The sequence below is a fragment of the Leifsonia virtsii genome (assembly GCF_030433675.1).
GTDB classification, from domain to species: Bacteria; Actinomycetota; Actinomycetes; order Actinomycetales; family Microbacteriaceae; genus Leifsonia; species Leifsonia virtsii.
This window is the reverse complement of the sequence record NZ_JAROCB010000001.1, coordinates 480,921-505,900: the sequence shown is the minus strand read 5'-3', so window position 1 is coordinate 505,900 and position 24,980 is coordinate 480,921. Positions and strand designations below refer to the sequence as shown.

Genomic DNA, 24,980 nt, shown 5'->3' with positions numbered 1-24,980 from the left:
TCGATTCTGGCACAGCGCGGTGGAGCTCCCGCGCCGCGGTCAGACCTCCAGCGGGGCGCCCTGCTCGTCGATTCCGACGGCGTCGAGCATGGCGGAGAGCACGTCCGGCTCGTCCGGGAGCGGCTGCAGCGGGTCGCCGGAGACGAAGATCCGCACCTGCAGCAGCGCCTGGTGCGCCAGCATCGCGAGCCCGGAGACCACCCGGCCGCCCACGGCCTCCCACTGCCGCGCCAGCGCCGTCGGCCAGGGCTCGTAGGCCACGTCGAACAGCAGCGAGCGGCGGCGCGTCGAGTCGGTGTAGACCGCCTCCGTCTGCGTGCCGCCGGGGAGGGTGCTGATCACGAGGTCCGGGACGTCGAGCGAACGGTCGGCCTGCGAGAACGGCCGGATGCGCACGCGCAGCCCGAGGTCGTTCGCGAGCGGTTCGATCCATCCGGCGCGGGTGAGGTCGCGCACGTGCACGTCGACGCGTTCGGCGCCGAGCTCCGCCGCCGCGACCAGCGCCGAAGCGGCCGTCGCTCCCCCGCCCAGGATGTGGACGTAGCGTGCCTCCTCGAGACCCGCGGCCTGCAGGGCGCGGACGATGCCGACGACGTCGGTGTTGAAGCCGCGCAGGCTGTCGCCGTCGAGCAGCACCGTGTTCGCACCGCCGGTCTGCTCGGCGTAGCGGTCGCTCTCGGCGAGCAGCGGGAGCACCGCCTTCTTCAGCGGCATCGTGAGCGAGAGCCCGCGCCATTCCGGGCCGAGGTCCTGCACGAAGTCGGCCAGCCCGTCCTCGGTCACCTCGACGGCCTCGTACGACCAGTCGAGGCCGAGCGCCTCGTAGGCCGCCCTGTGCAGGGCCGGCGACTGGGAGTGCTGGATGGGCGAGCCGAGCACCGCGAGGCGGCGGCTCGGCGCGGCTGCCTTCCGCGGCTTGGCGGTCTTCGCCTTGGCGGCGGGCTTCGCGGCAAGCGGTTCGGGCTCGGCCACCGGCTCCGCGTCCTTGGGCTCCTCGCGCTCGAGGGCCTCCTCGGCCTCCGCCACCGCGGCTTCCTCGGCCTCGCGCTCGCGCTCGGCCTCGACCAGCTCCGCGATGCCGGCCTCCGCCGAGGCCTCGGAGACGCCGTCCTCGACCGCAGGCTCGTCGTCCGCCTCGGCTCCGGTCGTCAGCTCGCCATCGTCCTCGAGCACCGCCGGCTCAGCCGTCTCCTCGTCCGTGCGCTTGCGCTCATCCATAGCCGGGGTTGTCCTTCATCCACTGCTGCCACTTCTCCACGGCCGCCTCGTGCTCGGCCTGCGTCGTCGAGAAGATGGTCTCGCCGGTCTGCAGGTTCCAGGTCACGAAGTACATCCACGTGCCGTCGGCGGGATGCTGCACCGCGTTGATCGCCAGGTCGCCCGGGTTCGAGATCGGCCCGACCGGGAGACCGGGATGCACGTACGTGTTGTACGGGTTGTTGGCGTCCTCGCGCTCGGCGTCGGTCGTCGTCACGCGGTCGGTGTGGCCCGTGCCGTAGGCGACCGTCGCGTCCGACTGGAGGTCCCAGCCCTGCGCGATGCGGTTGAGGAAGACGCGGGCCACCTTCGGGTAGTCGTCCTTGAGCCCGGCCTCCCGCTGCACGATCGAGGCCAGCACGATCGTGTTCCAGCGGTTCTCGGGCGCGACGCCCGCCTCATCCAGAGCCTGGAACATCCGGTCGACCATCGTCTTGATCGCCTGCTGCGCCGTGGTGCCGGGGGCGAAGGTGTATGTGGCCGGGAACAGGAAGCCCTCGAGCGACTTCGCCTCCGCCGGGACGCCGTACGCCTGCGGGTTCGCGGCGGCCGCCTGCAGGTCGGCCAGGGGGATCTTGGTGGCGTCGGCGACCGTCTGCAGGATGTCCTTCTCGGCCGTCCCCTCCGGGATGACCGCGGTGTTCTCCACCCGGGACTGCGGGTCCTGGAGCGCGGCCAGGGCGGACGCGGCGCTCATCTTCTTCGCCAGCTTGAAGACTCCCGGCTGGAACTCCGGGTCCGACTTCTGCCGGAGCAGGAGCGAGTAGAACGCCTCGTAGGTCTTCACCACGCCGGCCTTCGCCAGGTTGTTGGCGATGGTCGAGCCGTCGTCGCCCGACTTGATCGTGAACATGACCTCGCCGCTCCCGCTGCCCTTGTAGTCGTTCTCGGGCGGGAACAGGGCGTCCTGGAGCTTGACGATCTGCGGCTGGAAGATCGCGTACGCACCCCCGGCCAGGCCGCCCAGGACCGCGAGGATCACGACCGTGACGACGAGGCCCCGCACCCAGCGGCGCTTCTTCGGCGGCTCGTCGTGCGACAGGTAGTTCTGCTGCCGCCAGATCAGCGGATGGCCGTCTTCGGCGGTCTCGTCTTCTGTGTCCTCGAGCACGCCAAACACAGTACGCGCAGGATGGTCCGGGGGCGAGGCGACCCGGTCGTCGGCTCCGTGACGGGCGGTGGCGCCGACCGGCTGCGGCTCCTCCACCTGGGCCACCGGGCCGGTGATGACGGCGTCGAAGTCCAGTCCGGCGAGGGCGGCGCGGTCGGCGGACGACTCTTGGGTCGGTGTCGGCGACGAGATGGGCTCACCGCCGAGGGACCAGCCGGCGGACGGGGTGGATGCGGCCGAGACCGGCGGAGCGGGCTGTGCGGGCTCGGGCTCGCCGGGCTCGGGCTGCGTCGGAGCGGGCCCGGCGGATGCGGGCCCGACCGGCGCGGGAGCCTCCGCCGGCGGCGCTGCCGGCTGCTGCTCCTGCGGCTGCGTCCCCTCCTGCGGCGCGAGCCGTGCCTCCTCCGCCTCACGGGCGGCGCGCGCCTCGCGGCGCGTCATCGGGGGTCGCTCGGCCTGCGCCGACAGGCTGGCGGGCGGATTCTGCGGCGCCGTCGGCGGCCGGTTCACGGCCGGGAAGACGGGCGGCTCCGGCCGCTCCTGGGGGTTCTGAGACAAGCTAAGGTCCAATGCTCGATTCGACGGTGTCACCCGGCGGACGGCCAGTGGCCCGCTCCGCATCGAGGGCGTGCTGCAAAATTATCGTGGCCGCGACCTGATCGACGACGGGACGCGCCTTCTTCGTGTTCCTGCCCGACGCGCGGAGCGCCGAGGTCGCGGACACGGTCGAAAGGCGTTCGTCCACCATTCGTACCGGAACACCGACCTCCGAAGCCAGCGATTCGGCGAAACCGATCGCATCCGCCGTGGAGGCCGTGCGCGCTCCCGAGAGCGCCAGCGGCAGTCCGACGATAACCTCGAAGGCTCCGAGTTCCCCGACGATCTCCGCGATCCTGCGGCGATCCGCAGCATCCTCGGAGCGCGCGACGGTCTCGACGGGCGTGGCCAGCATCCCGTGCAGGTCGGACCGGCTCACGCCGATCCGCACCTTGCCGACGTCGATGCCGACCCGCACCCCGCTGCGCACCCGGCGCTATCCGATCGCCGAGACGACCGCGCTGAGCGCCGCGGGGATCGCGTCCGCGTCGGTGCCGCCGCCCTGCGCCAGGTCGGCCTTCCCGCCGCCGCCGCCACCGAGCACGCCCGCCGCCGTCTTCGCGAGAGCGCCGGCGTTCACACCCGCGTCGCGCGCCGCCTGGTTGGTGGCGACGATGACGACCGGCTTGCCGCCCGCCCGCGCCGCCAGGGCGACGGTCGCCGGGTCGGAGCCGAGGCGCTCGCGCACCGTGGTGACCAGCAGGCGCAGGTCGTCCGCGGTGTTCAGCGTGCCCGCGTCCTCCGCCACGACCGTGACCGCGCCGCGACGGGTCGCCGACTCCAGCAGCGCGGGCACCTTGTCGAGCACCGCGCGGGCCTCGAACGCCTGGATGCGCTTCTCCGCCGCCTTCAGGTTCGCCATCAGGTCGGCGATCTTCTCCGGGAGCTGCTCGCGCGGCGTCTTCAGCGAGCTGGAGAGCTGCGACACGATCGTGCGCTCCACCGCCAGGTCCTTGAAGGCCTCCAGACCGACCAGCGACTCGACGCGGCGGTTGGTGGAGCCGACCGACGACTCGCTGACCAGGTTGATCATCCCGATCTCGGCGCTCGTCGACACGTGGGTGCCCGCGCACAGCTCGCGCGACCACGGTCCGCCGATGTCGACGACGCGCACGACGTCGCCGTACTTCTCGCCGAACAGGGCCATGGCGCCGAGCGACTTGGCCTCGGCGAGCGGCAGCTCGCGCGTGGTGACCTCGAGGTTCTGCCGGATGGCGTTGTTCGAGATCTCCTCGATCTCGCTGCGGGTCTCGGCCGAGAGCGCCTGGTTCCAGGAGAAGTCGAGGCGCAGGTAACCGGCCTTGTTGAACGAACCGGACTGGTGCGCGTTCGAGCCGAGCACCTGCCGGAGCGCCGCGTGGATGATGTGGGTGCCCGAGTGCGCCTGGCGCGCCCCGCGGCGGTAGTCCGCATCCACGATGCTCGTCGCCGGCGCACCGACGCCGACCTCGCCGCTGCGCACCAGGACCTTGTGGCTGATGAGGCCCTTGACGGGCTTCTGCACGTCGAGCACCTCGAGCTCGTAGCCCGGGCCGACGATCGTGCCCGCGTCGGCGTCCTGACCGCCGGACTCGGCGTACAGCGCGGTCGCGCCCAGGATGATCTCGGCGACCTGGCCCTCGCTCGCACGGTCGACCGTACGGCCGTCGACGATGAGGCCGAGCACGCTCGACTCCGTCTCGAGCTCGGTGTAGCCCGTGAAGACCGTCTCGCCGAGCGAGCGGAAGCCGCTGTAGACCGAGAGGTCGGCCAGCGCCGTCTTCTTGGCCTTCGCGTCCGCCTTCGCGCGCGAACGCTGGTCGGCCATCAGCTTGTCGAACGCGGTGCGGTCGACGCTGAGGCCGGCCTCCTCCGCCATCTCCAGCGTCAGGTCGATCGGGAAGCCGTAGGTGTCGTGCAGCAGGAACGCGGTGTCGCCCGCGAGCTGCTTTCGGCCCTCCTTCTGCGTCGACGCGACCGCGGTGTCCAGGATGCTGGTGCCTGCCGCGAGGGTGCGGAGAAAGGTCTCCTCCTCCGCGTACGCGAGCTGCGAGATGCGCTCGAACTCGGTGTCCACCTCCGGGTACGCCGCCTTCATCGCGTCGCGCGACACCGGGAACAGCTCGGGGAAGGTGGCCGTCTCGACCCCCAGCAGGCGCATCGCGCGCACCGTGCGGCGGAGCAGGCGGCGCAGCACGTAGCCGCGGCCCTCGTTCGACGGCGTCACGCCGTCGGCCATGAGCATCAGGGCGCTGCGGACGTGGTCGGCGACGACGCGCAGCCGCACGTCGTCCTCGTGCGCCTCGTTGCCGTAAGGCTTGCCCGCGAGCGCGGCCGCGCGGTCGAGGACCGGCCGCACCTGGTCGATCTCGTACATGTTGTCGACGCCCTGCTTGATGAACGCGACGCGCTCGAGCCCGAGGCCCGTGTCGATGTTCTTCTTCGGCAGGTCGCCGAGGATCTCGAAGTCCTTCTTGCCGTCGCCCTCGCCGCGCAGGTACTGCATGAACACGAGGTTCCAGATCTCGACGTAGCGGTCGTCGTCGGTCGCCGGTCCCCCGTCGATGCCGTACGCAGGTCCACGGTCGAAGAAGATCTCCGAGCAGGGGCCCGCGGGTCCCGGCTGGCCGGTCGACCAGTAGTTGGTGTCCTTGCCGAGACCCTGGATGCGCTCCGGAGGCAGCGTGGAGACCCGCTGCCAGATCTCACGCGCCTCGTCGTCGTCCTCGTACACCGTGACCCACAGGTCCTTCGGGTCGAAACCGAGGCCGCCCTCCTCCTCGGAGGTCGTCAGCAGCTCCCACGCGAACGTGATGGCCTGCTCCTTGAAGTAGTCGCCGAAGGAGAAGTTGCCGGCCATCTGGAAGAACGTGCCGTGCCGCGGGGTCTTGCCGACCTCGTCGATGTCGAGGGTGCGGATGCACTTCTGGACGCTCGTGGCGCGCGGGAAGGGCGCCGGCACCACACCGGTCAGGTACGGGACGAACGGCACCATCCCGGCCACCGTGAACAGCAGCGACGGGTCGTCGCTGACCAGGGAGGCGGAGGGGACGACGGTGTGGCCGCGCTTGGCGAAGAAGTCGAGCCAGCGGCGATGGATTTCAGCAGTCTGCATGGGTTCTTTGTCTAGGAGTCTGTGAGGGGTGGCGGCGTCAGTCGCCCTGGATGGCCGAGCGGATCTCGGCCTCGCGCTGCCGGTAGCCGTCGGTGACGGCCTCCCCGAAATCGCGCGCCTTGCGGTCCATGGTGCTGAAGAATTCGCGACCCTTGGGGGTCTCGTTGACCTTGTGGGCCACGGCGAAGCCGATGGCCACGCCGACGAGCAGCCACAGGAAACTCTTCATGCTGATCCTCCCTCTCTGGACGGCACCGCGCGCGGACGCGGGCGCACGGAAACCAAGTCTAGTGCGACCCGCCCCGCGGCTTCCGGGAGCCGAAGCCGCCCGCCGCCTTGAAGGCAGCCCTGGCCGCCGCGCTGAAACCGGCGAGCTTGATCAGCGGGCCGCCGACGGTGGCCGCGAACAACGCGACGAGCGCCGACACGTTGCCAGTCACATCCGCGACGTTCTTGGTGATGACGTCGACGCGCGCCAGCTGCTTGTTGGTCTCCTGCAGGGTGGTGGCGGTCTCGTCGAGGATCGGCGTGATGCCGTCGCTCGCCTCCTTGATCGCGTCGCGCGTGGAGTCGAGCACGCGCCCGAGCTTCACGAGCGGTATGGCGATGAAGCCCACGAGGACCGCGAACACGACGGCCGCGATCAACCCTGCGATGTCTCCTCCGGACACGTGCGCCCCTTCCATTCCGCTGCGGGTATACGGCTCCAGCGTAGTCCGCCGACGGCCCGGCTGGAACGACGAACGGGGCCGCGGCGTGACGCCGCGACCCCGTCCGGGTCGTACCTGGGTGCTTAGCGGGCCGCGTAGTACTCGACGACCAGCTGGACCTCGCAGGTCACGGGGACCTCGGCGCGCTTCGGGCGGCGCACCAGGCGGGCCTGCAGCTTGTCGAGCTCGACCTCGAGGTAGCCCGGGGTCTTCGGCAGGACGTCGACGTGACCGCCGGCGGCCGCGACCTGGAAGGGCTCGGTGCCCTCGGAACGGGCCTTGACGTGGATGAGCTGGCCCGGCTTCACGCGGAAGGAGGGGCGGTCGACGAGCTTGCCGTCGACGAGGATGTGACGGTGCACGACGAACTGGCGGGCCTGCGTGATGGTGCGGGCGAAGCCGGCGCGGAGCACGAGGGCGTCGAGACGCATCTCGAGCAGCTCGACCAGGTTCTCACCGGTCAGGCCCTGGGTGCGGCGGGCCTCCTCGAAGGCGATACGCAGCTGCTTCTCGCGGATGCCGTACTGGGCGCGCAGACGCTGCTTCTCGCGCAGACGCACCGCGTAGTCGGAGTCGGCCTTGCGCTTGGTGCGGCCGTGCTCACCCGGAGCGTAGGGGCGCTTCTCCATGTAGCGCGCCGCCTTCGGGGTGAGCGGGATGCCCAGGGCCCGCGACTCGCGGGTCTTGCTGCGGGAACGTGAAGACACGGTTTCCTTTCGAAATTTCTCTCTGAAGTGATGGATGCGGGCGCACACGCGCGCCCGAAGAGAGAGGGATTGTCACCAGGGACGCCCGGCTACAGGGCCTGTCCCGTCGAATCGTGTACTCGGCAGCCGACCCCGCACACGCTTCTAGGCGGATCAATCATAGCAGAGCCGGATCAGCGTCCGCGCACGATACGGCGGAGCTTCGCGAGGCGTGCCGACACGTCGCGCTCGTTGCCGTGCTCGGTCGGCGTGTAGTACGTCGTGCCGTCCAACTCGTCGGGCAGGTACTGCTGCTGCAGCACTCCGAGCGCGTCATCGTGCGGGTACTTGTAGCCCTTGCCGTGGCCGAGCCGCTTCGCCCCCGGATAGTGCGCGTCGCGCAGATGCTTCGGCACCCGGCCGATCTTCCCGGCGCGCACGTCGGCGATCGCGGCGTCGAGCGCCATGTAGGCGGCGTTGGACTTCGGCGCGGTCGCGAGGTGCACCACGGCCTGCGCGAGCGGGATGCGGCCCTCCGGCATCCCGATGTACTGCACGGCGTCGGCCGCGGCGATCGCGACGCCGAGCGCCGTCGGGTCGGCCATGCCGATGTCCTCCGACGCCAGCACGATGATGCGCCGGGCGATGAACCGCGGGTCCTCCCCCGCCTCGATCATGCGGGCCAGGTAGTGGAGGGACGCGTCCACGTCGGAGCCCCGCACCGACTTGATGAAGGCGCTGATGACGTCGTAGTGCTCGTCGCCGTTGCGGTCGTAGCGCAGCAGCGCGCGGTCGACCGCCTGCGCCACGAGCTCCGCGGTGATCACGGGCTTCTTCTTCGAGGTCGCCGGCGTGGCCGATGCGGCCGTCACCGACGCCGCCTCCAGGGCGGTCAGCGCGCGGCGCGCGTCGCCGGACGCGAGCCGGATCAGCGCGGCGCGCGCCTCGGGGTCGAGCGTGTACTGGCCGCCCAGCCCGCGGTCGTCCGCCACCGCACGGTCGACGACCACGCCGAGGTCGTCGTCGCTGAGGGTCTCGAGCGTGAGCAGCAGGCTGCGCGAGAGCAGCGGGGAGATCACCGAGAACGACGGGTTCTCGGTCGTCGCCGCGACCAGGATGACCCAGCCGTTCTCGACGCCAGGGAGCAGCGCGTCCTGCTGGGCCTTGGTGAACCGATGGATCTCGTCGAGGAAGAGAACCGTGGAGACGCCGTAGAGGTCGCGCGTCGAGAGTGCCTCGTCCATCACCAGCCGGACGTCCTTGACCCCGGCGGTGACCGCCGACAGCTCGACGAACCGGCGACCGGACGAGTGCGCGATGGCCTGCGCCAGCGTGGTCTTGCCCGTGCCGGGAGGGCCCCACAGGATCACGGAGACAGAGCCCGACTGCCCCTCCTTGTCGGACGCGAGCGCGACCAGCGGAGACCCCGGCTTCAGCAGGTGCCGCTGCCCCGCCACCTCGTCGAGCGACTTGGGGCGCATGCGGACCGCGAGCGGTGTCGCTCCCGTCCGGAGCCCTGGTTGCACGTCGACCACCCGACAAGGCTAGTCGCGACCACCGACACTCTCGCTGTGAGCGGTGACTTTGTCGTCCATAGCGGCGCCGGATAGGGTTCTCCATGATCCAGCGGGCCAGGTCTCGCGGAGATCCCCCGAACACGCCTCCGGAGGACACACGTGGCACCGAAGCAGAACGACAGAGAAGCACGCCAGGCCCGCGAGCGGCTGCGCGCCTATCAGGCCCGCCAGACCGTGCACCTGCACAAGGCCAAGCGACGCCGTCGTGACAACTGGGTGGCCGGAATCGCGGCCGTCGTGATCGTCGCCCTGGCGGTCGGCACGCAGCTGCTCTACTTCTCGGCGGGTCCCGGCGCCGCCAAGGCGTCCTCGTCGGCCTCGCCGTCGTCCTCCGCTGCGACGGTGCCGCCCAAGTCGCTGGCGGAGGACCGTACCTGGACCGGCACGCTGACGATCAACAACGTCCCGCTCGGAGTCTCGCTCGACGGCGCCGCGGCACCCCAGGCCGTCGCCTCCACCGTGTCGCTCGTGCAGAAGAAGTTCTACGACGGCCTCACCTGCCACCGCCTCACCAACGGCGGCTTCTACGTGCTCCAGTGCGGCGACCCCAAGGGCGACGGCAGCGGCGGCCCGGGCTACTCGTACGGCCCGATCGAGAACGCGCCGGCCGACAACGTCTACAAGGCGGGCACGATCGCCATGGCGCGCCAGGGGAACAACGCGGAGAGCCAGGGCAGCCAGTTCTTCATCGTCTACGAGGACACCACCATCCCCTCCGACCAGGCCGGCGGCTACACCGTCATCGGCCACGTCACCTCCGGCCTCGACGAGCTCAAGACGCAGGTCACCGACAAGGGGATCGAGGGCGGCAAGACCGACGGCGCGCCCGCGGTGAAGACGACCATCGACGGCTTCACCCTGCAGTGATCCCGGCGCGTGCAATAGGCTGATTCCCGACACGTGGGGCGGCATCCCCGCCCGACCACGCAGCAGCAAGGTGAGGCTCTTGGCTACTTCTGAACAGCACCCCTGGGGACGCGTCGACGACAGCGGAACCGTCTACGTCCGGGAGGGCGACGGCGAACGCGTCGTCGGCGAGTACCCCGACGGCACGGCCGACGAGGCGCTCGCCTACTTCGAGCGCAAGTACAACGACCTCGCCGGGCAGGTCGGCCTGCTGGAGCAGCGCGCCCGCCGCGGCGCTCCCGCCGCCGACATCGCCAAGTCGGTCGCCAACCTCCGCTCGTCGGTCGAGGGCGCCAACGCCGTGGGCGACCTCGCGTCGCTGCTCACCCGGCTCGACGCCCTCGGCGGCACCGTCGAGGAGCTCACCGAGCAGCAGACCGCCGAGGCCAAGGCTGCTCTGGAGGCCGCCGTCGCCGAGCGCACCGCCATCGTCGAAGAGGCGGAGGCCCTCGCGGCCCAGGACCCGGCGCGCACGCAGTGGAAGTCCACCAGCGCAGCGCTCGACGCCCTGTTCGCCCGCTGGCAGGCCCACCAGCATGACGGTCCGCGCCTGCCGAAGAACGAGGCGAACGAGCTGTGGAAGCGGTTCCGCGCCGCCCGGTCGACCATCGAGCACAACCGCAAGGCGTTCTTCGCCGAGCTCGACACGCAGCACCGCGACGTCCGCAACCGGAAGAACGAGCTGATCGAGCAGGCCGAGAAGCTCATCCCGCTGGGTGCCGACGGAGTGCCGGAGTACCGGCGCCTGCTCGACCAGTGGAAGGCCGCCGGTCGCGCGGGCAAGAAGAACGACGACGCTCTGTGGGCGCGCTTCAAGGCCGCGGGCGACGCCATCTACTCCGCCAAGGCCGAGGTGGATGCGCGCGACAACGCCGAGTACGACGCCAACCTCCAGCAGAAGCTGGCCCTGCTCGAGGAGGCGGAGCCGCTGCTCAAGGCCACCGACCGCGAGCAGGCCCGCGCGCAGCTGCTGTCGATCCAGGAGCGCTGGGACCAGATCGGGCGCGTGCCGCGCGACCAGGTGCGTCCCATCGAAGACCGCCTGCGTCGGGTCGAGGCCGCCGTACGCCGCCTCCACGAGGAGCACTGGGAGAAGAACGACCCGGAGAAGAAGGCGCGCGCTGAGGGCCTCGCCGGCCAGCTGAACGCCGCGATCGCCAAGCTGGAGCAGGAGCTCGCGGAGGCGCAGGCCTCCGGCGACGCCGCGAAGGTGAAGGCGGCGCAGGAGGCGCTCGACGCGCGCAAGATCTGGCTCGACGCGCTGGGCTGAGCCCACCCGTCCACAGCCCGGGCTCCGCCCGAGTTCTCCACCGTTTCCGTTCCCGGCCGCCGCACGCGGCCGATTCCGGCGAGGGTGGACCCATGACCCCCACCACCTCTCCCCTGCTCGACGACGACGTACTGCCGATGGTCGAGCTGCTCGCCCTCTGCCTCGACGGTCAGATCTACCGGGTCGGCGACGCGTTCGCGTCCGCCGACACTCCTGACGGCCCCGAACTGCGCGCACACGCCTTCGCCCGCACCGCGCCGGCGTGGGCGGTGGCCGACCGGGGAACGGCCGCGTGGATCCACGGCACGCGGTCCTCGCCGCCGCCCGTTCCCCAGGTGTGCGTTCCGCCCTCCCACCGCGGCGGCGGAACGCTCGCACGGCTCGACACGGCCTACCGCTCCGTGTCCGCCGACGAGACGCTCACGTTCGCCGGCATCCGGGTGACCACGCCTCTCCGCACGGCGCACGATCTGCTCTGCACGCCCGGGCCCTTCGCCGACGCCGACGCGCTCGAGATCCGGCACCTGCTCGTCCTGGCCGAGGTGACGCCCGCACGGCTCGACGAGCTGTTGCGCGCCGCCCGCCGCCGCGGCCGCGACGTGGCGCGGGCGCGGCTGCCGCAGGTCGCCCGGGCGTCGCTTCTCGGCGCACCGCCCGAGGCGGCCTGATGGGCCGGTCAGCCCGCGCTGACGCGGTAGACGTCGTAGACGGCGTCGATGCGGCGCACGGCGTTGAGCACGCGGTCGAGGTGGGTGGTGTCGCCCATCTCGAAGACGAACCGGCTCAGCGCGAGGCGATCGCTCGAGGTGGTGACGGTGGCCGACAGGATGTTCACGTGATGCTCCGAGAGCACGCGAGTCACGTCGCTCAACAGGCCGGAGCGGTCGAGAGCCTCGACCTGGATCTGCACCAGGAAGACGCTCTTCGAGCTCGGCGCCCACTCCACGTCGATCATGCGGTCGGGCTCCTGCAGCAGCGACTGCACGTTGTGACAGCTGGCCTGGTGGACCGAGACGCCCTGCCCGCGGGTGATGAAGCCGACGATCGGGTCGCCCGGCACCGGGGTGCAGCACTTGGCGAGCTTGACCAGGATGTCGGGCGCGCCGCGAACGAGCACGCCGGAGTCGCTGTTGCGCAGCTGCCGGCGTCCCTTGACCGGGATCTCCAGCTCGCCGTCCGACTCGACCTCGGTCTGCAACGAGGCCACGATCTTCTCGATCACCGATTGCGTCGAGATGTGGCCTTCGCCGACCGCGGCGTACAGGGCGGAGACGTCCGGGTGCTTGAGCGACGACGCGACCTCCACCAGGGCGTCCTGCGTCATCAGCTTCTGCAGCGGCAGGTTCTGTTTGCGCATCGCGCGCGCGATCGCGTCCTTGCCCTGCTCGATCGCCTCGTCGCGGCGCTCCTTGGTGAACCACTGGCGGATCTTGTTGCGCGCACGCGGGCTCTTGACGAAGTTCAGCCAGTCCTGGCTCGGGCCGGAGTCCGGGTTCTTGGAGGTGAAGATCTCGACGACGTCGCCGGTGTTGAGGCCGCTCTCCAGCGGCACCAGCCGGCCGTTCACCTTCGCGCCCATGGTGCGATGGCCGACCTCGGTGTGCACGGCGTAGGCGAAGTCGACCGGAGTCGCGCCCGCGGGCAGACCGATGACGCGACCCTTCGGCGTGAAGACGTAGACCTCTTTCGCACCGATCTCGAAGCGCAGGGAGTCGAGGAACTCGCTCGGGTCGGCGGTCTCCGCCTGCCAGTCCGAGATGTGCGCGAGCCACGCCAGGTCGGTGTCCACGTTCGCGGGGCCGCCGCTGCTCTTGCCGGTCGTCTGCTCCTTGTACTTCCAGTGGGCGGCGACACCGAACTCGGCGCGCTGGTGCATCTCCTCGGTGCGGATCTGGATCTCCACCGGGCGCCCCTGCGGGCCGATCACGGTGGTGTGCAGCGACTGGTAGAGGTTGAACTTCGGCGTCGCGATGTAGTCCTTGAAGCGGCCGGGCATCGGCGTCCAGCGCGCGTGGATCTGGCCGAGCACCGCGTAGCAGTCGCGCACTGTGTTCACGAGCACGCGGATGCCGACGAGGTCGTAGATGTCGTCGAACTCGCGGCCGCGCACGACCATCTTCTGGTAGATCGAGTAGTACTGCTTGGGGCGACCGACCACCTTGCCGCGGATCTTCGCCGACTTCAGGTCGTCGTTGATCGCGTCGATGACCTGCTGCACCAGCCGCTCGCGCTCCGGCGTGCGCTGCTTCACCAGACTCTCGATCTCGGCGTACAGCTTCGGGTACAGCACGGCGAACGAGAGGTCCTCCAGCTCCCACTTGATCGCCTGAATGCCGAGGCGGTGCGCGAGCGGAGCGTAGATCTCCAGGGTCTCGGTCGCCTTGCGCGTGGCGGAGGCGGCGGGCACGAAGCCCCAGGTGCGGGCGTTGTGCAGACGATCCGCCAGCTTGATGATCAGCACGCGGATGTCCTTCGACATCGCGACGATCATCTTCCGCACGGTCTCGGCCTGGGCGCTGTCGCCGTACTTGACCTTGTCGAGCTTGGTGACGCCGTCGACCAGCATGGCGATCTCGTCGCCGAACTGGTCGCGCAGCTCGTCGAGCGTGTACTCGGTGTCCTCGACCGTGTCGTGCAGCAGGGCGGCCGCGATCGTCTTGGCGCCGATGCCGAGGTCGGCGATGATCTGCGCCACAGCGACCGGGTGCGTGATGTACGGCTCCCCCGACCGGCGCTTCTGACCGCGGTGGGCGCGTTCGGCGACGGAGTACGCCCGCTCGATGAGCGAGAGGTCGGCCTTCGGGTGGTGCATGCGGACCGTGCGGATCAGCGTGTCCACGGCGCCCGACGGCTGCGCCCGCGAGAAGATGCGCGGGACGAGGCGGCGCAGCGAAGCGCTCTGCGATGTCGTCGTGTCAACCATTCGCGCGCGCCTCCTGTCGTCCATTATGACCTTTTCGGATCACCGTTCTGTCACGGTGAACGCATCCGGGTCTAGACGATCGCTCCTGGCGTACCGTCGTCCCGGAGCACGGGGCCTCCGGAGGCCTGCCAGGCGCCCATCCCGCCGGCCACGTTCGCGGCGGGATAGTTCGCCTCGGTGAGCGCGTCGGTCACCATCCGGGAACGGGCACCGCTGCGGCAGATGACCAGAAGCTGGCGGTCCTCCGGCAATTCGTGCTGACGAGCGCCCAGTTCCCCGAGCGGGATGTGGTGGGCGTCCGGCGCATGACCTGCCTCCCACTCGAAGTCCTCACGGACGTCGAGCAGCCAGGCACCTCCGGCCTCCGTGAGCTCCCGCGCACGCGCGGCCGACACCTCGTCCTCGGGGAGGAAGCGCTGCTGCGGCACGCCGTCGGTCATCCGGGCCGGCTACTCCGCGCTCGCGGTGACCGCGTCGGCCGGGCTCTTCGCCGTGGCCTTGGGCCGAATGGAGAGCACCTTCTGGTCGTGCTTGCGGATCGCCGGCTCCTTCTCGCGGAACTGCGAGTACATCGGAGCCGCGAGGAAGATCGTCGAGTACGTTCCGACGATGATGCCGATCAGGAGCGCCAGCGAGATGTCGCGCAGCGTCGCCGCGCCGAGAGCGTAGGCGCCGATGAACAGGATGGAGGCGACCGGCAGCACCGCGACGACGGCCGTGTTGATCGACCGGACGAGGGTCTGGTTCACCGCGAGGTTCACCGCCTCCGGGAAGGTGCGCCGCGTGAGCTCCAGTTCCTCCTTGGTGTTCTCGCGGATCTTGTCGAATACCACCACGGTGTCGTACAGCGAGTAGCCGAGGATGGTCAGGAAGCCGATCATGGTCGCAGGCGACACCTCGAAGCCGACCAGGGCGTACACGCCGGCCGTGATGATGAGGTCGTGGAACAGCGAGATGATCGCGGCCGCCGACATCTTCCAGGTGCGGAAGTACAGCGCCATGGCGATGAACGCGAGCAGCAGGAAGACGATGAGGCCCTGGATGGACTGCTGGGTCACGTCCGCGCCCCAGGACGGCCCGATGAAGGTCGCCGAGATCTCCGACGAGTTCACGCCGTACGCCTTCGCCAGCGCGTCCGACACCTCGCGGGTCTGCGACTCCGACAGCTGGTCGGTCTGCACGCGCACCGCGTTGTCGCCGACGACGCTGACGTGCGAGACCGCGTTCGGGACCACGCTGGTGACCGCGCTCTGCGCCTTCGACGTGTCGGTGCTCGACACGTCGCTGATCTGGAACTGCGAGCCCCCGCGGAACTCGATCGAGAAGTTGAACCCGCCCTTGATCACCGGAATGAGGATCGACAGCACGACCATGACGGCCGCGATCGAGTACCAGATCTTCCGGCGACCGACGAAGTCGATCGACCGGGCGCCGGTGTAGAGGTCGTTTCCGAACGTGACGAGACGGCTGGCCATCAGGAGTCCTTCCCCTCGGTCGAACGATCGCTGGAGGTCGACGCGCCGGCGAGCTCCGCCGCCTTGCGCTCCGCGATCGTCTGGCGGCGGGCCGCCTCCTTGCCGCTGCGCGCGGCGGTGCCCGCCTTGACGGCGGTCGGCGTGCGGAACTGCGCCGCACCCCGGTAGACCGCGCCGAGCGCCTCCGGGTCGAGACCCGAGAGCGGGTGGCCGGAGCTGAAGAAGCGCGTGCGCGCCAGCAGCTGCAGCGTCGGGTGGGTGAAGAGCAGCACGACGATGACGTCGATGATCGTGGTGAGTCCCAGCGTGAACGCGAACCCGCGCACGTTCGCCGCGGCGAGCACGTACAGCACGATGGCCGCGAGGAGGTTGGTGGCCTTGGACGCGTAGATGGTGCGCCGCGCGCGTCCCCAGCCCGCCTCGACGGCGGATTCGAGACCGCGCCCATCGCGCAACTCGTCTCTGATGCGTTCGAAGTAGACGATGAACGAGTCGGCTGTGAAGCCGATGGCGACGATCAGACCCGCGACGCCCGCGAGCGAGAGCCGGTAGTCGTAGTGCCAGGACAGCAGCGAGATCGTCAGCCAGGTCAGGACGCCCGCGACGACCAGCGAGAAGATCGTGACGAAGCCGAGCAGCCGGTACTGGAAGAACGTGTAGATGCCGACCAGGATCAGTCCGATGAGGCCGGCGATCAGACCGGCGAGCAGCTGCGCGGTTCCGAGGGTCGCGGAGATGGTGTCCTGGCTCTGCACCTTGAAGCTGAACGGCAGTGCGCCGAACTTCAACTGGTCGGCGAGGGCCTTCGACGTGGTCTCGGTGAAGTTTCCGGTGATCTGCGGCTTGCCGTCGGTGATGGCGGCCTGCGTGGTGGGCGCCGAGATGACCTTGCCGTCGAGCACGATCGCGAACTGGTTCTGCGATCCCTGCAGCCCCACCAGGCGCGTCGTCACGTCGGCGAACGCCTTGGTGCCCGCGCCGTTGAAGACGATGTTGACGGCCCACTGTCCGGTGGTGACGCCCTGCGAGCTCTGCACGAGGCCCGCGCTCGCGTCCTGGATGTCCTGACCCTTCACCTCGACCGGGCCGAGCAGGTACTTGACCGTGTTCTGGTCGTCGCAGGTGATGAGCGGCTTGTCGGTCGGCGCCTGGCTGGTGGTCTTGTTCGCGTTCGCCTTGCAGTCGTACGCGTTGAACTGCGCCTGCAGCTCCGGCGTCACCCAGGCCAGGTCGGAGCCGTTGGTCGGCTTGGTCGACGGTGTCGACTGCAGCCCCGGCGCCGGCGACGGTGCGGGCGTCGACTTGCCGTCGGCGCCCACGACCTTGTTGGTCGGGCCGCCCGCGATCAGCACCGGGCGGAAGTCGAGCCGGGCGCTCGACTTGACGCGGTCGAGCGTCGCCTGGTCGGGCTTGCCGGGGAGCGACACGACGATGTTGCGCGAGCCCTCGGTGGAGATCTGCGCCTCCGAGACGCCGGACGCGTCGATGCGCTGGCGGATGATCGAGACGGCCTGGTCGAGCTGCTGCTGCTGCACGGACTGACCGTTCTCGACCTGCGGGGCGAGGATGATCTGCGTGCCGCCCTCGAGGTCGAGGGCGAGCTTGGGCAGCCAGGTGGCATTGCTGAACAGGACGCCGGCCGTGAGGGTGCCGAGGAGCACCACCACGAGGACGCCGAGCCACGTCAGCGAACGCCAGGCTTTCTTGACCGGGGTCGACTTTGCCACCAGGAACTCAGCTTTCTACGAGCACCCCCGCGCCGTTACGGCGCGTGAGCACAGGGAATAGGTCAGTCGTCGCTCTTCGAGCCGGGCTTCTTCGAGCCGTCGTCGAGACGCTCGCCGTACTCGGGCTGCGTGCTGCCCTCCGCCGGGATGGCGTGGTCCTCGTTGAGCTCGACACCGGTGGCCGGCGCGGCGTCGTCGCCCGCGGTCTCGGTCTCGGTCGGCTCGACGACGCGCGCGAGCACCTGGCGGTGCACCTTGACCTCGTGGCCGGGGCTCGTCTCGATGACGGCGGTGTTGTTCTCCTCGTCCACGGACTTCAGCGTCCCGTAGAGTCCGAAGTTGGTCATCACCTCGGCGCCGGGCACCATCTTCGAGCGGGTCTCCTCCTGCTCGCGACGCCGCTTGCGGCTGTTGCGGAACATGAAGAAGACGAGGGCCGCCAGGATGACGACCATCACGATGGTCAGCGGATCAAATCCAGCCATGGGGAGATGCCGAACCTTTCAATGGGGGCAAGGGGTTGGCCGAACGGCCAGCTTGGATTATATGTCATCTATCAGCGTCGGAGGCTGTGAGCTGTCCCGCGGGCGGCTGGGGATTCCCAGGTGCCGCCACGCCGCGGGCGTGGCCACCCGCCCACGCGGGGTGCGCGAGAGCAGCCCGATGCGCACGAGGAACGGCTCCACGACCGATTCAATCGTCTCCGCCTCCTCGCCGACAGACACCGCCAATGTATTGAGGCCAACCGGGCCGCCGTCGAAGCGCTCCAGGATGGCGTGCAGCACGGCGCGGTCGAGCCGGTCGAGCCCCAGCGGGTCGACGTCGTACAGCTCGAGGGCCGCACGCACCGCCGCGACGTCGGCCCGCCCGCCGTGGACGAGCGCGTAGTCGCGCACCCGGCGGAGCAGCCGGTTGGCGATGCGCGGAGTGCCCCGGCAGCGCCCGGCGATCTCGGCCAGCGCCTCCCGGTCGACCTCGAACTCCAGCATCGCGGCGGCGCGCGTCAGCACCTGCGTCAGCTCGGAGTCGTCGTAGAACTCGAGGTGCGCGGTGAAGCCGAAGCGGTCGCGCAGCGGGTTGGGCAGCAGGCCCGAGCGCGTGGTCGCTCCCACCAGGGTGAACGGCGCGAGGTCGAGCGGGATGGAGGTCGCCCCCGCCCCCTTGCCGACCATGATGTCGATGCGGAAGTCCTCCATCGCGAGGTACAGCATCTCCTCCGCCGAGCGCGCCATGCGGTGGATCTCGTCGATGAAGAGCACCTCACCGGGCGTCAGCGACGAGAGCAGGGCGGCGAGGTCGCCGGCGTGCTGGATGGCGGGGCCGCTGGAGAGCCGGAGCGGCCGCCCGCTCTCGTGCGCGACGATCATGGCGAGCGTCGTCTTGCCGAGCCCGGGAGGACCCGCGAGCAGGATGTGGTCGGCCGTGCGCTCCTGCATGCGAGCCGCGGTGAGCAGCAGCTGCAGCTGCCCGCGCACCTTCGCCTGGCCGACGAACTCCGACAGGCTGCGCGGCCGGAGCGCGCCCTCGAAGGCGAGCTCGGACTCCGACTCCAGCTCGGGCGTCGTCAGGTCGTCGTCGCTCATCGCGCCGCCTGCTGCGCCGGGCCGAGCCGGGCGAGGGTGAGCCGCAGGAGGCTCTGGACGCTGTCGCGCTGCTTCTCGTCGGTGTCGCCGACGACCTCCGCGACGGCCTCGGACGCGACCTTCTCGGGCCAGCCGAGCCCGACGAGGGCCACCAGCACACTGTCCGCCACCGAGGAAGGCGCACCGGCCGTCTTGGCCACCCGGGCGGGACGCCGCGAAGCGGTCAGCTTTCCGGTCAGCGACACGACGATGAGCTTCGCGGTCTTCGGTCCGATGCCCGAGACCTTGCGGAACGGGGCGTCGTCGTCGGCCGCGACCGCGGCGGCGATGTCGTCGGGCGAGAGCACCGAGAGCACGCCGATCGCCGACTTCGGGCCGACGCCGGAGACACCCGTGAGCAGCTCGAACACCTCCAACTGCTCGCGGTCGGCGAAGCCGAACAGCTGCAGCGCGTCCTCCCGGACGATGAGCGACGTGTAGACGAAGGCCTCCTCGCCGACGCGCAGCGAGAGCACGTGGTCGGGGGTCAGCTGGACGGCGAAGCCGACGCCGCCGACCTCGACGACGGCGGTGCCGCCGACGGCCGAGAGCACGGTGCCGCGGAGGGAGGAGATCACCTGGCAAGCCTACGGGGAGCCGCCGACGTCCGGCTGGAGCGCTCGGCGGCGCGCCACGCCGCCTGGGCGGGCGTCAGCGCCGTGCCGGTCGCTCCCCCGGTGCCCGGCGCGACGGGGCCGCCCCGCCAGGCGTGGCAGATCGCGATGGCGAGGGCGTCCGCGGCGTCGGCGGGCTTCGGCGCCTCGTCGAGTCCGAGGATGCGCGCCACCATGGCCTGCACCTGCTTCTTGTCGGCGGAACCGTATCCCGTGATCGCCGCCTTCACCTCGCTCGGCGTATGCAACGCGACCGGGAGCCCGCGCTTGGCCGCCGAGTGCAGGGCGACGCCGCTCACCTGGGCGGTGCCCATGACCGTCCGGAGGTTGTGCTGCGCGAAGACGCGCTCGATCGCCACGACCGCGGGGCCGTGCTCGTCCAGGAGCGCCTCGATGCCGGTGCCGACCGTGAGCAGCCGCTCCTCGAGCGGCATGTCGGGCGGCGTCCGGATGACGGTGACCGCGACCAGCGCCGCGCGGCGGTCGGGTCGCACATCCACGATCCCGACGCCGCAGCGCGTCAGACCCGGGTCGATGCCGAGCACCCGGATCGTCACGGCTTCCGCCTACTCTTCGTCGTCGAGCTGCGCCTGCACCTCGGCGCTGATGTCGAGGTTCGTGTAGACGTTCTGCACGTCGTCCGAGTCCTCCAGCGCGTCGATCAGGCGGAAGACCTTGCGGGCGACCTCGGCGTCGGCCTCCACGTTGACCGTGGCGACGAACTCGGCGTCGGCCGAGTCGTAGTCGATGCCGGCCTCCTGCAGGGCGGTGCGGGCTGCGACCAGGTCGGACGCCTCGGTCAGGACCTCGAAGCTCTCGCCGCGGTCGGTGACCTCCTCGGCGCCCGCGTCGAGCACGGCGGCGAGGACGGTGTCCTCGTCGACGCCGTCCGCGTGCGGCACGACGATGACGCCCTTGCGGTGGAAGTTGTACGCGACGCTGCCCGGGTCGGCCATCGTGCCGCCGTTGCGGGTCATCGCGGTGCGCACCTCGGCGGCGGCGCGGTTCTTGTTCTCGGTGAGGCACTCGATCAGCAGGGCGACGCCGCCCGGGCCGTAGCCCTCGTACATGATCGTCGTGTAGTCGATGGACTCACCGGTCAGCCCGGCGCCGCGCTTGATGGCGCGGTCGATGTTGTCGTTGGGGACCGAGGTCTTCTTGGCCTTCTGCACCGCGTCGACGAGCGTCGGGTTGCCGGACAGGTCGGCGCCGCCGGTCTTCGCCGCCACCTCGATGTTCTTGATGAGCTTGGCGAAGGACTTCGCGCGGCGGGCGTCGATCACCGCCTTCTTGTGCTTGGTCGTTGCCCACTTGGAATGCCCGGACACTGGTGCTCCCTCGTCGTACGTCTGAAAACTCGTCCATTGTACGCGAGCGGTCTCCCCCGCCGCCCGCGCGACGCTCCCGCCGGGCCCCGACTTCGGTCGGAGATCCGGTCGCAATGGGCTCGAATCTCCGACGGAAGGCAGCCCAGACGGAGATTCGAACGCTCCCCACTCCAGGTTCGACCCTGCCGGGGCACCGGTGCCGAGGACGGCCCGCGTCAGGCCGCCTTCTGCACGGCGTCCCTGACCTTCGTCAGGAAGTACTCGTGGAAGCGGGTGTCGCCCGTGATCTCCGGGTGGAAGGACGTGCCGAGCAGGTTGCCCTGTTCGACGGCGACCACGCGGCCGTCGTCGACGCGGGCGAGCGCGGTCGCGTTCGGCCCGACCTCCTCGACGATGGGGGCGCGGATGAACACGGCGTGCATCGGCTCCCCTCCCACGGCCGGGATGTCGAGGTCGGTCTCGAAGGAGTCCACCTGCGACCCGAACGCGTTGCGGCGCACCGAGACGTCCAGGCCGCCGAGGGTCTGCTGGCCGGCGATCCCGTCCAGGACACGGTCGGCCAGCATGATGAGGCCCGCGCATGTCCCGTACACCGGCAGGCCACCCGCGATCGCGTCGCGCAGGGGCCCTGCCAGTCCGAACGCGCGCGAGAGCTTGTCCATCACGCTCGACTCGCCGCCGGGGATGACCAGCCCCTCGACCTCGTCCAGCTCCGCCGGACGGCGCACGGGGACCGCGTCGGCGCCCAGCCCGCGCAGCACGGCGAGGTGCTCGCGGAAGTCGCCCTGCAGGGCGAGGACGCCGACGCGCAGACCGTTACCAGCCACGCTCTGCCAGGCGGTGCGGGGCGGGGAGGTCGCCCACGTTGATTCCGACCATCGCCTCGCCGAGACCGCGGGAGACCTCCGCGATGACCGACGGGTCGTCGTAGAACGTGGTCGCCTTGACGATCGCCGCCGCGCGCTGCTCCGGGTTGCCCGACTTGAAGATGCCGGAGCCGACGAACACGCCGTCCGCGCCCAGCTGCATCATCATCGCGGCGTCCGCCGGGGTGGCGACGCCGCCCGCGGTGAACAGCACGACCGGGAGCTTGCCGGTCTCGGCGATCTCGGCGACCAGCTCGTACGGCGCCTGCAGCTCCTTGGCCGCGACGTACAGCTCGTCCTTGGTCATCGACTTCAGCGCGTTGATCTCCGAGGTGATCTTCCGGATGTGCTTGGTCGCCTCCGACACGTCGCCGGTGCCCGCCTCGCCCTTCGAGCGGATCATGGCAGCGCCCTCGTTGATGCGGCGCAGCGCCTCGCCGAGGTTGGTGGCGCCGCAGACGAAGGGGACGGTGAACTTCCACTTGTCGATGTGGTTCACGTAGTCGGCGGGCGAGAGCACCTCCGACTCGTCGATGTAGTCGACGTCGAGCGCCTCCAGCACCTGCGCCTCGACGAAGTGGCCGATGCGGGCCTTCGCCATGACCGGGATGGACACCTCGGCGATGATGGCCTCGATGAGGTCGGGGTCGCTCATGCGGGCGACGCCGCCCTGCGCGCGGATGTCGGCGGGGACGCGCTCCAGCGCCATCACGGCGACGGCGCCGGCGTCCTCGGCGATGCGGGCCTGCTCGGGCGTGACGACGTCCATGATGACGCCCCCCTTCAGCATCTCGGCGAGTCCGCGCTTCACGCGGCTCGATCCGGTGAACGTGCCCTTGTCGTTGTCTGTCATCGTCGCCCTCTCGTGCGGAACAAAGAATCTTTTGGCCTATGCCGAACGATAGCATCCTCCTCGCCGGTCGATAGACTCGACCCGATGGACCAGCTGAGCATCGCGGGCACGACCGCGTCGGAGATCGCCGCGAGCGTGCGCGCCCTGCACGAGCGCGGCGCGCTGCGGGCCGGCGATGCCCTCCCACCGGTCCGCGAGCTCGCCGTCCGGCTCGGCGTGAACCGCAACACCGCCGTCGCCGCCTACCGGATGCTCGCGCAGGCCGGCGTCGTCACGGCGCGCGGCCGCGCCGGCACCGTCGTCGCGGGACGCGAGGCCGTGGCCCAGGAGGGCTACGCGGCCGACAGTGTGCTGCGCGACATCGGGACCGGCAACCCCGACCCCGGCCGCATCCCCGACCTCTCCCCCGCCCTGGCCCGCGCGATCGGCCGACCGGTGCTCTACGGCGAGCCGGTCATCGACCCGGCTCTGGAGGAGCGCGCACTCGACTGGGTGCGTGCCGACCTGCCCGCGACGGACGTGCGCATCACGGTCACCAACGGCGCGGTGGACGCGGTCGAGCGGCTGCTGGCGCAGGCCCTGCACCGTGACGACGCGGTCGCGCTGGAGGACCCGTGCTTCCTGGCGTCCATCCACACCGTCCGGCTCGGCGGCTACCGGGCGGTCCCCGTCTCGGTGGATGCCGAGGGCATGACCGTCGACGGCCTGCGCGCCGCACTCGACGCCGGAGTGCGCGCTGTCATCTGCACGCCGCGCGCCCAGAACCCGACCGGCGCCTCGCTCTCGCCCGCTCGGGCGGCCGCGCTGCGCGAGGTGCTCGCCGACCACCCGTACGTGCTCGTGATCGAGGACGACCACTTCTCGATGCTCTCCCAGCGCGGCTACGAGACGCTCATCGGCCCGGAGCACCGCCGCTACGCCCTCGTCCGGTCGGTGTCGAAGTCGCTGGGTCCGGACATGTGCCTCGCCGTCGCCGCCACCGACCCCGAGACCGCGGACCGGCTCGCCTTCCGGCTGAGCCCGGGCACCACCTGGGTCAGCCACATCCTGCAGCGGCTCGTGCTGGCGCAGCTCACCGACGACGCCGTGCTCGACCGCGTCGCCGACGCCGGGCGGTACTACGCCGACCGCAATGCCGCGTTCGCGGCGCGCCTCACGGAACGCGGGCTGCCGACCGAGCCAGGCGACGGGCTCAACCTGTGGGTGCCGCTGCCGGTCGAGGCGCGGGTCGTCGTCGAGCGGCTCATGCGCCGCGGGTGGCTCGCCCGCACCGGGGACGAGTTCCAGCTCGCCGAGCATCCTGCACCCTCCCAGCACCTGCGGCTGACCGTGCACGACCTGGACGAGGACGAGACCGCGCGCCTGCTCGACGACCTGACGGAGGCCGCGCTCGGGAAGTGAGGGCCCGCGCCGATGAGAGGCGGCGCCGATGAGAGGATGGGGGGATGAAGATCCTCTCGATCCAGTCCGCGGTCGCCTACGGTCACGTCGGCAACTCGGCCGCCGTCTTCCCGCTGCAGCGCATCGGCGTCGAGGTGCTGCCGGTGTACACGGTCAACTTCTCGAACCACACCGGCTACGGCGCCTGGCGCGGGCCGATGATCTCTCCGGACGACGTCCGCGAAGTCATCACCGGCATCGAGGAGCGCGGGGTGCTCGGCCAGATCGACGCCGTGCTGTCGGGCTATCAGGGCGGCGAAGGGATCGGCGACGTCATCATCGACGCGGTCGCGCGGGTCAAGGCGGCCAACCCGGACGCGGTGTACGCCTGCGACCCGGTGATGGGGAACGCCAAGTCGGGCTGCTTCGTCGCGCCGGCCATCCCGGTGTTGCTGCGCGAGCGCGTGGTGCCGGTCGCCGACATCATCACGCCCAACCAGTTCGAGCTCGGCTTCCTCACCGAGACCGAGCCCGACACCCTCGAGTCGACGCTGGAGTCGGTGGATGCGGCCCGCGCGATGGGCCCGAGCACCGTGCTGGTCACGAGCGTCGAACGGCCGGATGCGCCCGCGGACACGATCGAGATGCTCGCCGTCGACGACCAGGGCGCCTGGATCGTGCAGACCCCGCGCCTCCCGATGAAGGCGAACGGCTCGGGCGACGTGACGGCCGCGCTGTTCACCGCGCACTACGTCCGCACCGGCGACGCCGCGCTCGCCCTGGGCAAGACCGTGTCGAGCGTCTTCGACCTGCTGGAGCGCACCCTCGCCTCGGGCGAGCGCGAGCTGCAGCTCGTCGAGTCGCAGGAGTCGTACGCCCACCCCCGCGAGCAGTTCACCGTCACCCGCGTCCGCTGACCCGCTCTCCCGCCATCAGCTCCTGAGTTGTTCGTGCGAATCGCCGCGAAAGACTCGAAGAACTCAG

Annotated in this window: 24 protein-coding genes; 5 read left to right on the top strand and 19 right to left on the bottom strand. The window is 70.5% G+C overall.

What is annotated here, in order from left to right; all coding sequences use genetic code 11:
• Positions 1-39: 39 nt before the first annotated feature.
• From P5G59_RS02460 to P5G59_RS02425, 8 genes are all read right to left on the bottom strand, one after another.
• Positions 40-1,218: a shikimate dehydrogenase gene (locus P5G59_RS02460; RefSeq protein WP_301215611.1), complete on the bottom strand. Its 1,179-nt coding sequence runs from the start codon at positions 1,216-1,218 to the stop codon at positions 40-42.
• A complete protein-coding gene (gene mltG / locus P5G59_RS02455) occupies positions 1,211-2,926 on the bottom strand; it encodes an endolytic transglycosylase MltG (RefSeq protein ID WP_301215609.1) in 1,716 nt (571 codons plus the stop codon). The genes P5G59_RS02460 and mltG overlap by 8 nt, the downstream gene beginning before the upstream one ends.
• Position 2,927: 1 nt before the next feature.
• A complete protein-coding gene (gene ruvX, locus P5G59_RS02450) occupies positions 2,928-3,395 on the bottom strand; it encodes a Holliday junction resolvase RuvX (RefSeq protein ID WP_301215607.1) in 468 nt (155 codons plus the stop codon).
• A gap of 6 nt (positions 3,396-3,401) precedes the next feature.
• Positions 3,402-6,059 carry an alanine--tRNA ligase gene (gene alaS / locus P5G59_RS02445; RefSeq protein ID WP_301215605.1) on the bottom strand — a complete coding sequence of 886 codons (2,658 nt, stop codon included), beginning with the start codon at positions 6,057-6,059 and terminating at the stop codon, positions 3,402-3,404.
• A 37-nt stretch (positions 6,060-6,096) separates the two neighbouring features.
• Positions 6,097-6,288 carry a hypothetical protein gene (locus P5G59_RS02440; RefSeq protein ID WP_301215604.1) on the bottom strand — a complete coding sequence of 64 codons (192 nt, stop codon included), beginning with the start codon at positions 6,286-6,288 and terminating at the stop codon, positions 6,097-6,099.
• Positions 6,289-6,346: 58 nt separating this feature from the next.
• Positions 6,347-6,730 (bottom strand): DUF948 domain-containing protein, encoded by a 384-nt coding sequence (locus tag P5G59_RS02435; RefSeq protein WP_301215602.1) that lies wholly within the window; start codon positions 6,728-6,730, stop codon positions 6,347-6,349.
• Positions 6,731-6,852: 122 nt separating this feature from the next.
• A complete protein-coding gene (rpsD, locus tag P5G59_RS02430) occupies positions 6,853-7,476 on the bottom strand; it encodes a 30S ribosomal protein S4 (RefSeq protein WP_175336272.1) in 624 nt (207 codons plus the stop codon).
• Between the two features lie 173 nt (positions 7,477-7,649).
• Positions 7,650-8,990, bottom strand: coding sequence for a replication-associated recombination protein A (locus P5G59_RS02425; protein WP_301215599.1), 1,341 nt, complete (start codon positions 8,988-8,990; stop codon positions 7,650-7,652).
• Positions 8,991-9,131: 141 nt separating this feature from the next.
• Here P5G59_RS02425 and P5G59_RS02420 point away from each other — a divergent pair, with 141 nt between their 5' ends.
• The 3 genes from P5G59_RS02420 (at position 9,132) to P5G59_RS02410 (ending at position 11,876) form a co-directional block, all read left to right on the top strand.
• The gene (locus tag P5G59_RS02420; RefSeq protein ID WP_301215597.1) at positions 9,132-9,899 is read left to right on the top strand and encodes a peptidylprolyl isomerase; all 768 of its coding nucleotides are present in this window, start codon (positions 9,132-9,134) and stop codon (positions 9,897-9,899) included.
• Between the two features lie 79 nt (positions 9,900-9,978).
• Positions 9,979-11,208: a DUF349 domain-containing protein gene (locus P5G59_RS02415; protein ID WP_301215596.1), complete on the top strand. Its 1,230-nt coding sequence runs from the start codon at positions 9,979-9,981 to the stop codon at positions 11,206-11,208.
• A gap of 92 nt (positions 11,209-11,300) precedes the next feature.
• Positions 11,301-11,876 carry a type IV toxin-antitoxin system AbiEi family antitoxin gene (locus P5G59_RS02410; protein WP_301215595.1) on the top strand — a complete coding sequence of 192 codons (576 nt, stop codon included), beginning with the start codon at positions 11,301-11,303 and terminating at the stop codon, positions 11,874-11,876.
• Between the two features lie 8 nt (positions 11,877-11,884).
• On the opposite strand, the gene P5G59_RS02405 is transcribed toward P5G59_RS02410, so the two are convergent.
• The 11 genes from P5G59_RS02405 to pdxS all read right to left on the bottom strand — a co-directional run bounded on the left by P5G59_RS02405 (position 11,885) and on the right by pdxS (position 22,616).
• A complete protein-coding gene (locus tag P5G59_RS02405) occupies positions 11,885-14,131 on the bottom strand; it encodes a RelA/SpoT family protein (RefSeq protein ID WP_301215594.1) in 2,247 nt (748 codons plus the stop codon).
• A 71-nt stretch (positions 14,132-14,202) separates the two neighbouring features.
• Entirely contained in the window at positions 14,203-14,571 is a 369-nt protein-coding gene (locus tag P5G59_RS02400) for a rhodanese-like domain-containing protein (protein ID WP_301215592.1), read from the bottom strand.
• 9 nt (positions 14,572-14,580) lie between these two features.
• Positions 14,581-15,606, bottom strand: a complete 1,026-nt coding sequence (secF, locus tag P5G59_RS02395; RefSeq protein WP_301215591.1) for a protein translocase subunit SecF — start codon at positions 15,604-15,606, stop codon at positions 14,581-14,583.
• Positions 15,606-17,333, bottom strand: a complete 1,728-nt coding sequence (secD, locus tag P5G59_RS02390) for a protein translocase subunit SecD (RefSeq protein WP_301215590.1) — start codon at positions 17,331-17,333, stop codon at positions 15,606-15,608. Before secD ends, secF begins: the two co-directional genes overlap by 1 nt.
• A 62-nt stretch (positions 17,334-17,395) precedes the next feature.
• The gene (gene yajC / locus P5G59_RS02385) at positions 17,396-17,818 is read right to left on the bottom strand and encodes a preprotein translocase subunit YajC (RefSeq protein ID WP_301215589.1); all 423 of its coding nucleotides are present in this window, start codon (positions 17,816-17,818) and stop codon (positions 17,396-17,398) included.
• Positions 17,819-17,875: 57 nt separating this feature from the next.
• Complete coding sequence (ruvB, locus tag P5G59_RS02380; protein WP_301215588.1) at positions 17,876-18,916, bottom strand: Holliday junction branch migration DNA helicase RuvB; 1,041 nt, start codon at positions 18,914-18,916, stop codon at positions 17,876-17,878.
• On the bottom strand, positions 18,913-19,533 hold the full coding sequence (gene ruvA / locus P5G59_RS02375) for a Holliday junction branch migration protein RuvA (protein WP_301215587.1): 621 nt from the start codon (positions 19,531-19,533) through the stop codon (positions 18,913-18,915). The genes ruvB and ruvA overlap by 4 nt, the downstream gene beginning before the upstream one ends.
• Positions 19,530-20,120 (bottom strand): crossover junction endodeoxyribonuclease RuvC, encoded by a 591-nt coding sequence (gene ruvC / locus P5G59_RS02370; protein WP_301216973.1) that lies wholly within the window; start codon positions 20,118-20,120, stop codon positions 19,530-19,532. Before ruvC ends, ruvA begins: the two co-directional genes overlap by 4 nt.
• Positions 20,121-20,135: 15 nt before the next feature.
• The gene (locus P5G59_RS02365) at positions 20,136-20,897 is read right to left on the bottom strand and encodes a YebC/PmpR family DNA-binding transcriptional regulator (protein ID WP_301215586.1); all 762 of its coding nucleotides are present in this window, start codon (positions 20,895-20,897) and stop codon (positions 20,136-20,138) included.
• Positions 20,898-21,112: 215 nt separating this feature from the next.
• On the bottom strand, positions 21,113-21,724 hold the full coding sequence (pdxT, locus tag P5G59_RS02360; protein ID WP_301215585.1) for a pyridoxal 5'-phosphate synthase glutaminase subunit PdxT: 612 nt from the start codon (positions 21,722-21,724) through the stop codon (positions 21,113-21,115).
• Positions 21,714-22,616, bottom strand: coding sequence for a pyridoxal 5'-phosphate synthase lyase subunit PdxS (gene pdxS, locus P5G59_RS02355; RefSeq protein ID WP_301215584.1), 903 nt, complete (start codon positions 22,614-22,616; stop codon positions 21,714-21,716). Before pdxS ends, pdxT begins: the two co-directional genes overlap by 11 nt.
• An 84-nt stretch (positions 22,617-22,700) precedes the next feature.
• Here pdxS and P5G59_RS02350 point away from each other — a divergent pair, with 84 nt between their 5' ends.
• Positions 22,701-24,017: an aminotransferase class I/II-fold pyridoxal phosphate-dependent enzyme gene (locus P5G59_RS02350; protein ID WP_301215583.1), complete on the top strand. Its 1,317-nt coding sequence runs from the start codon at positions 22,701-22,703 to the stop codon at positions 24,015-24,017.
• Between the two features lie 44 nt (positions 24,018-24,061).
• Complete coding sequence (gene pdxY / locus P5G59_RS02345) at positions 24,062-24,913, top strand: pyridoxal kinase PdxY (RefSeq protein ID WP_301215582.1); 852 nt, start codon at positions 24,062-24,064, stop codon at positions 24,911-24,913.
• The last annotated feature ends 67 nt before the right edge of the window (positions 24,914-24,980 follow it).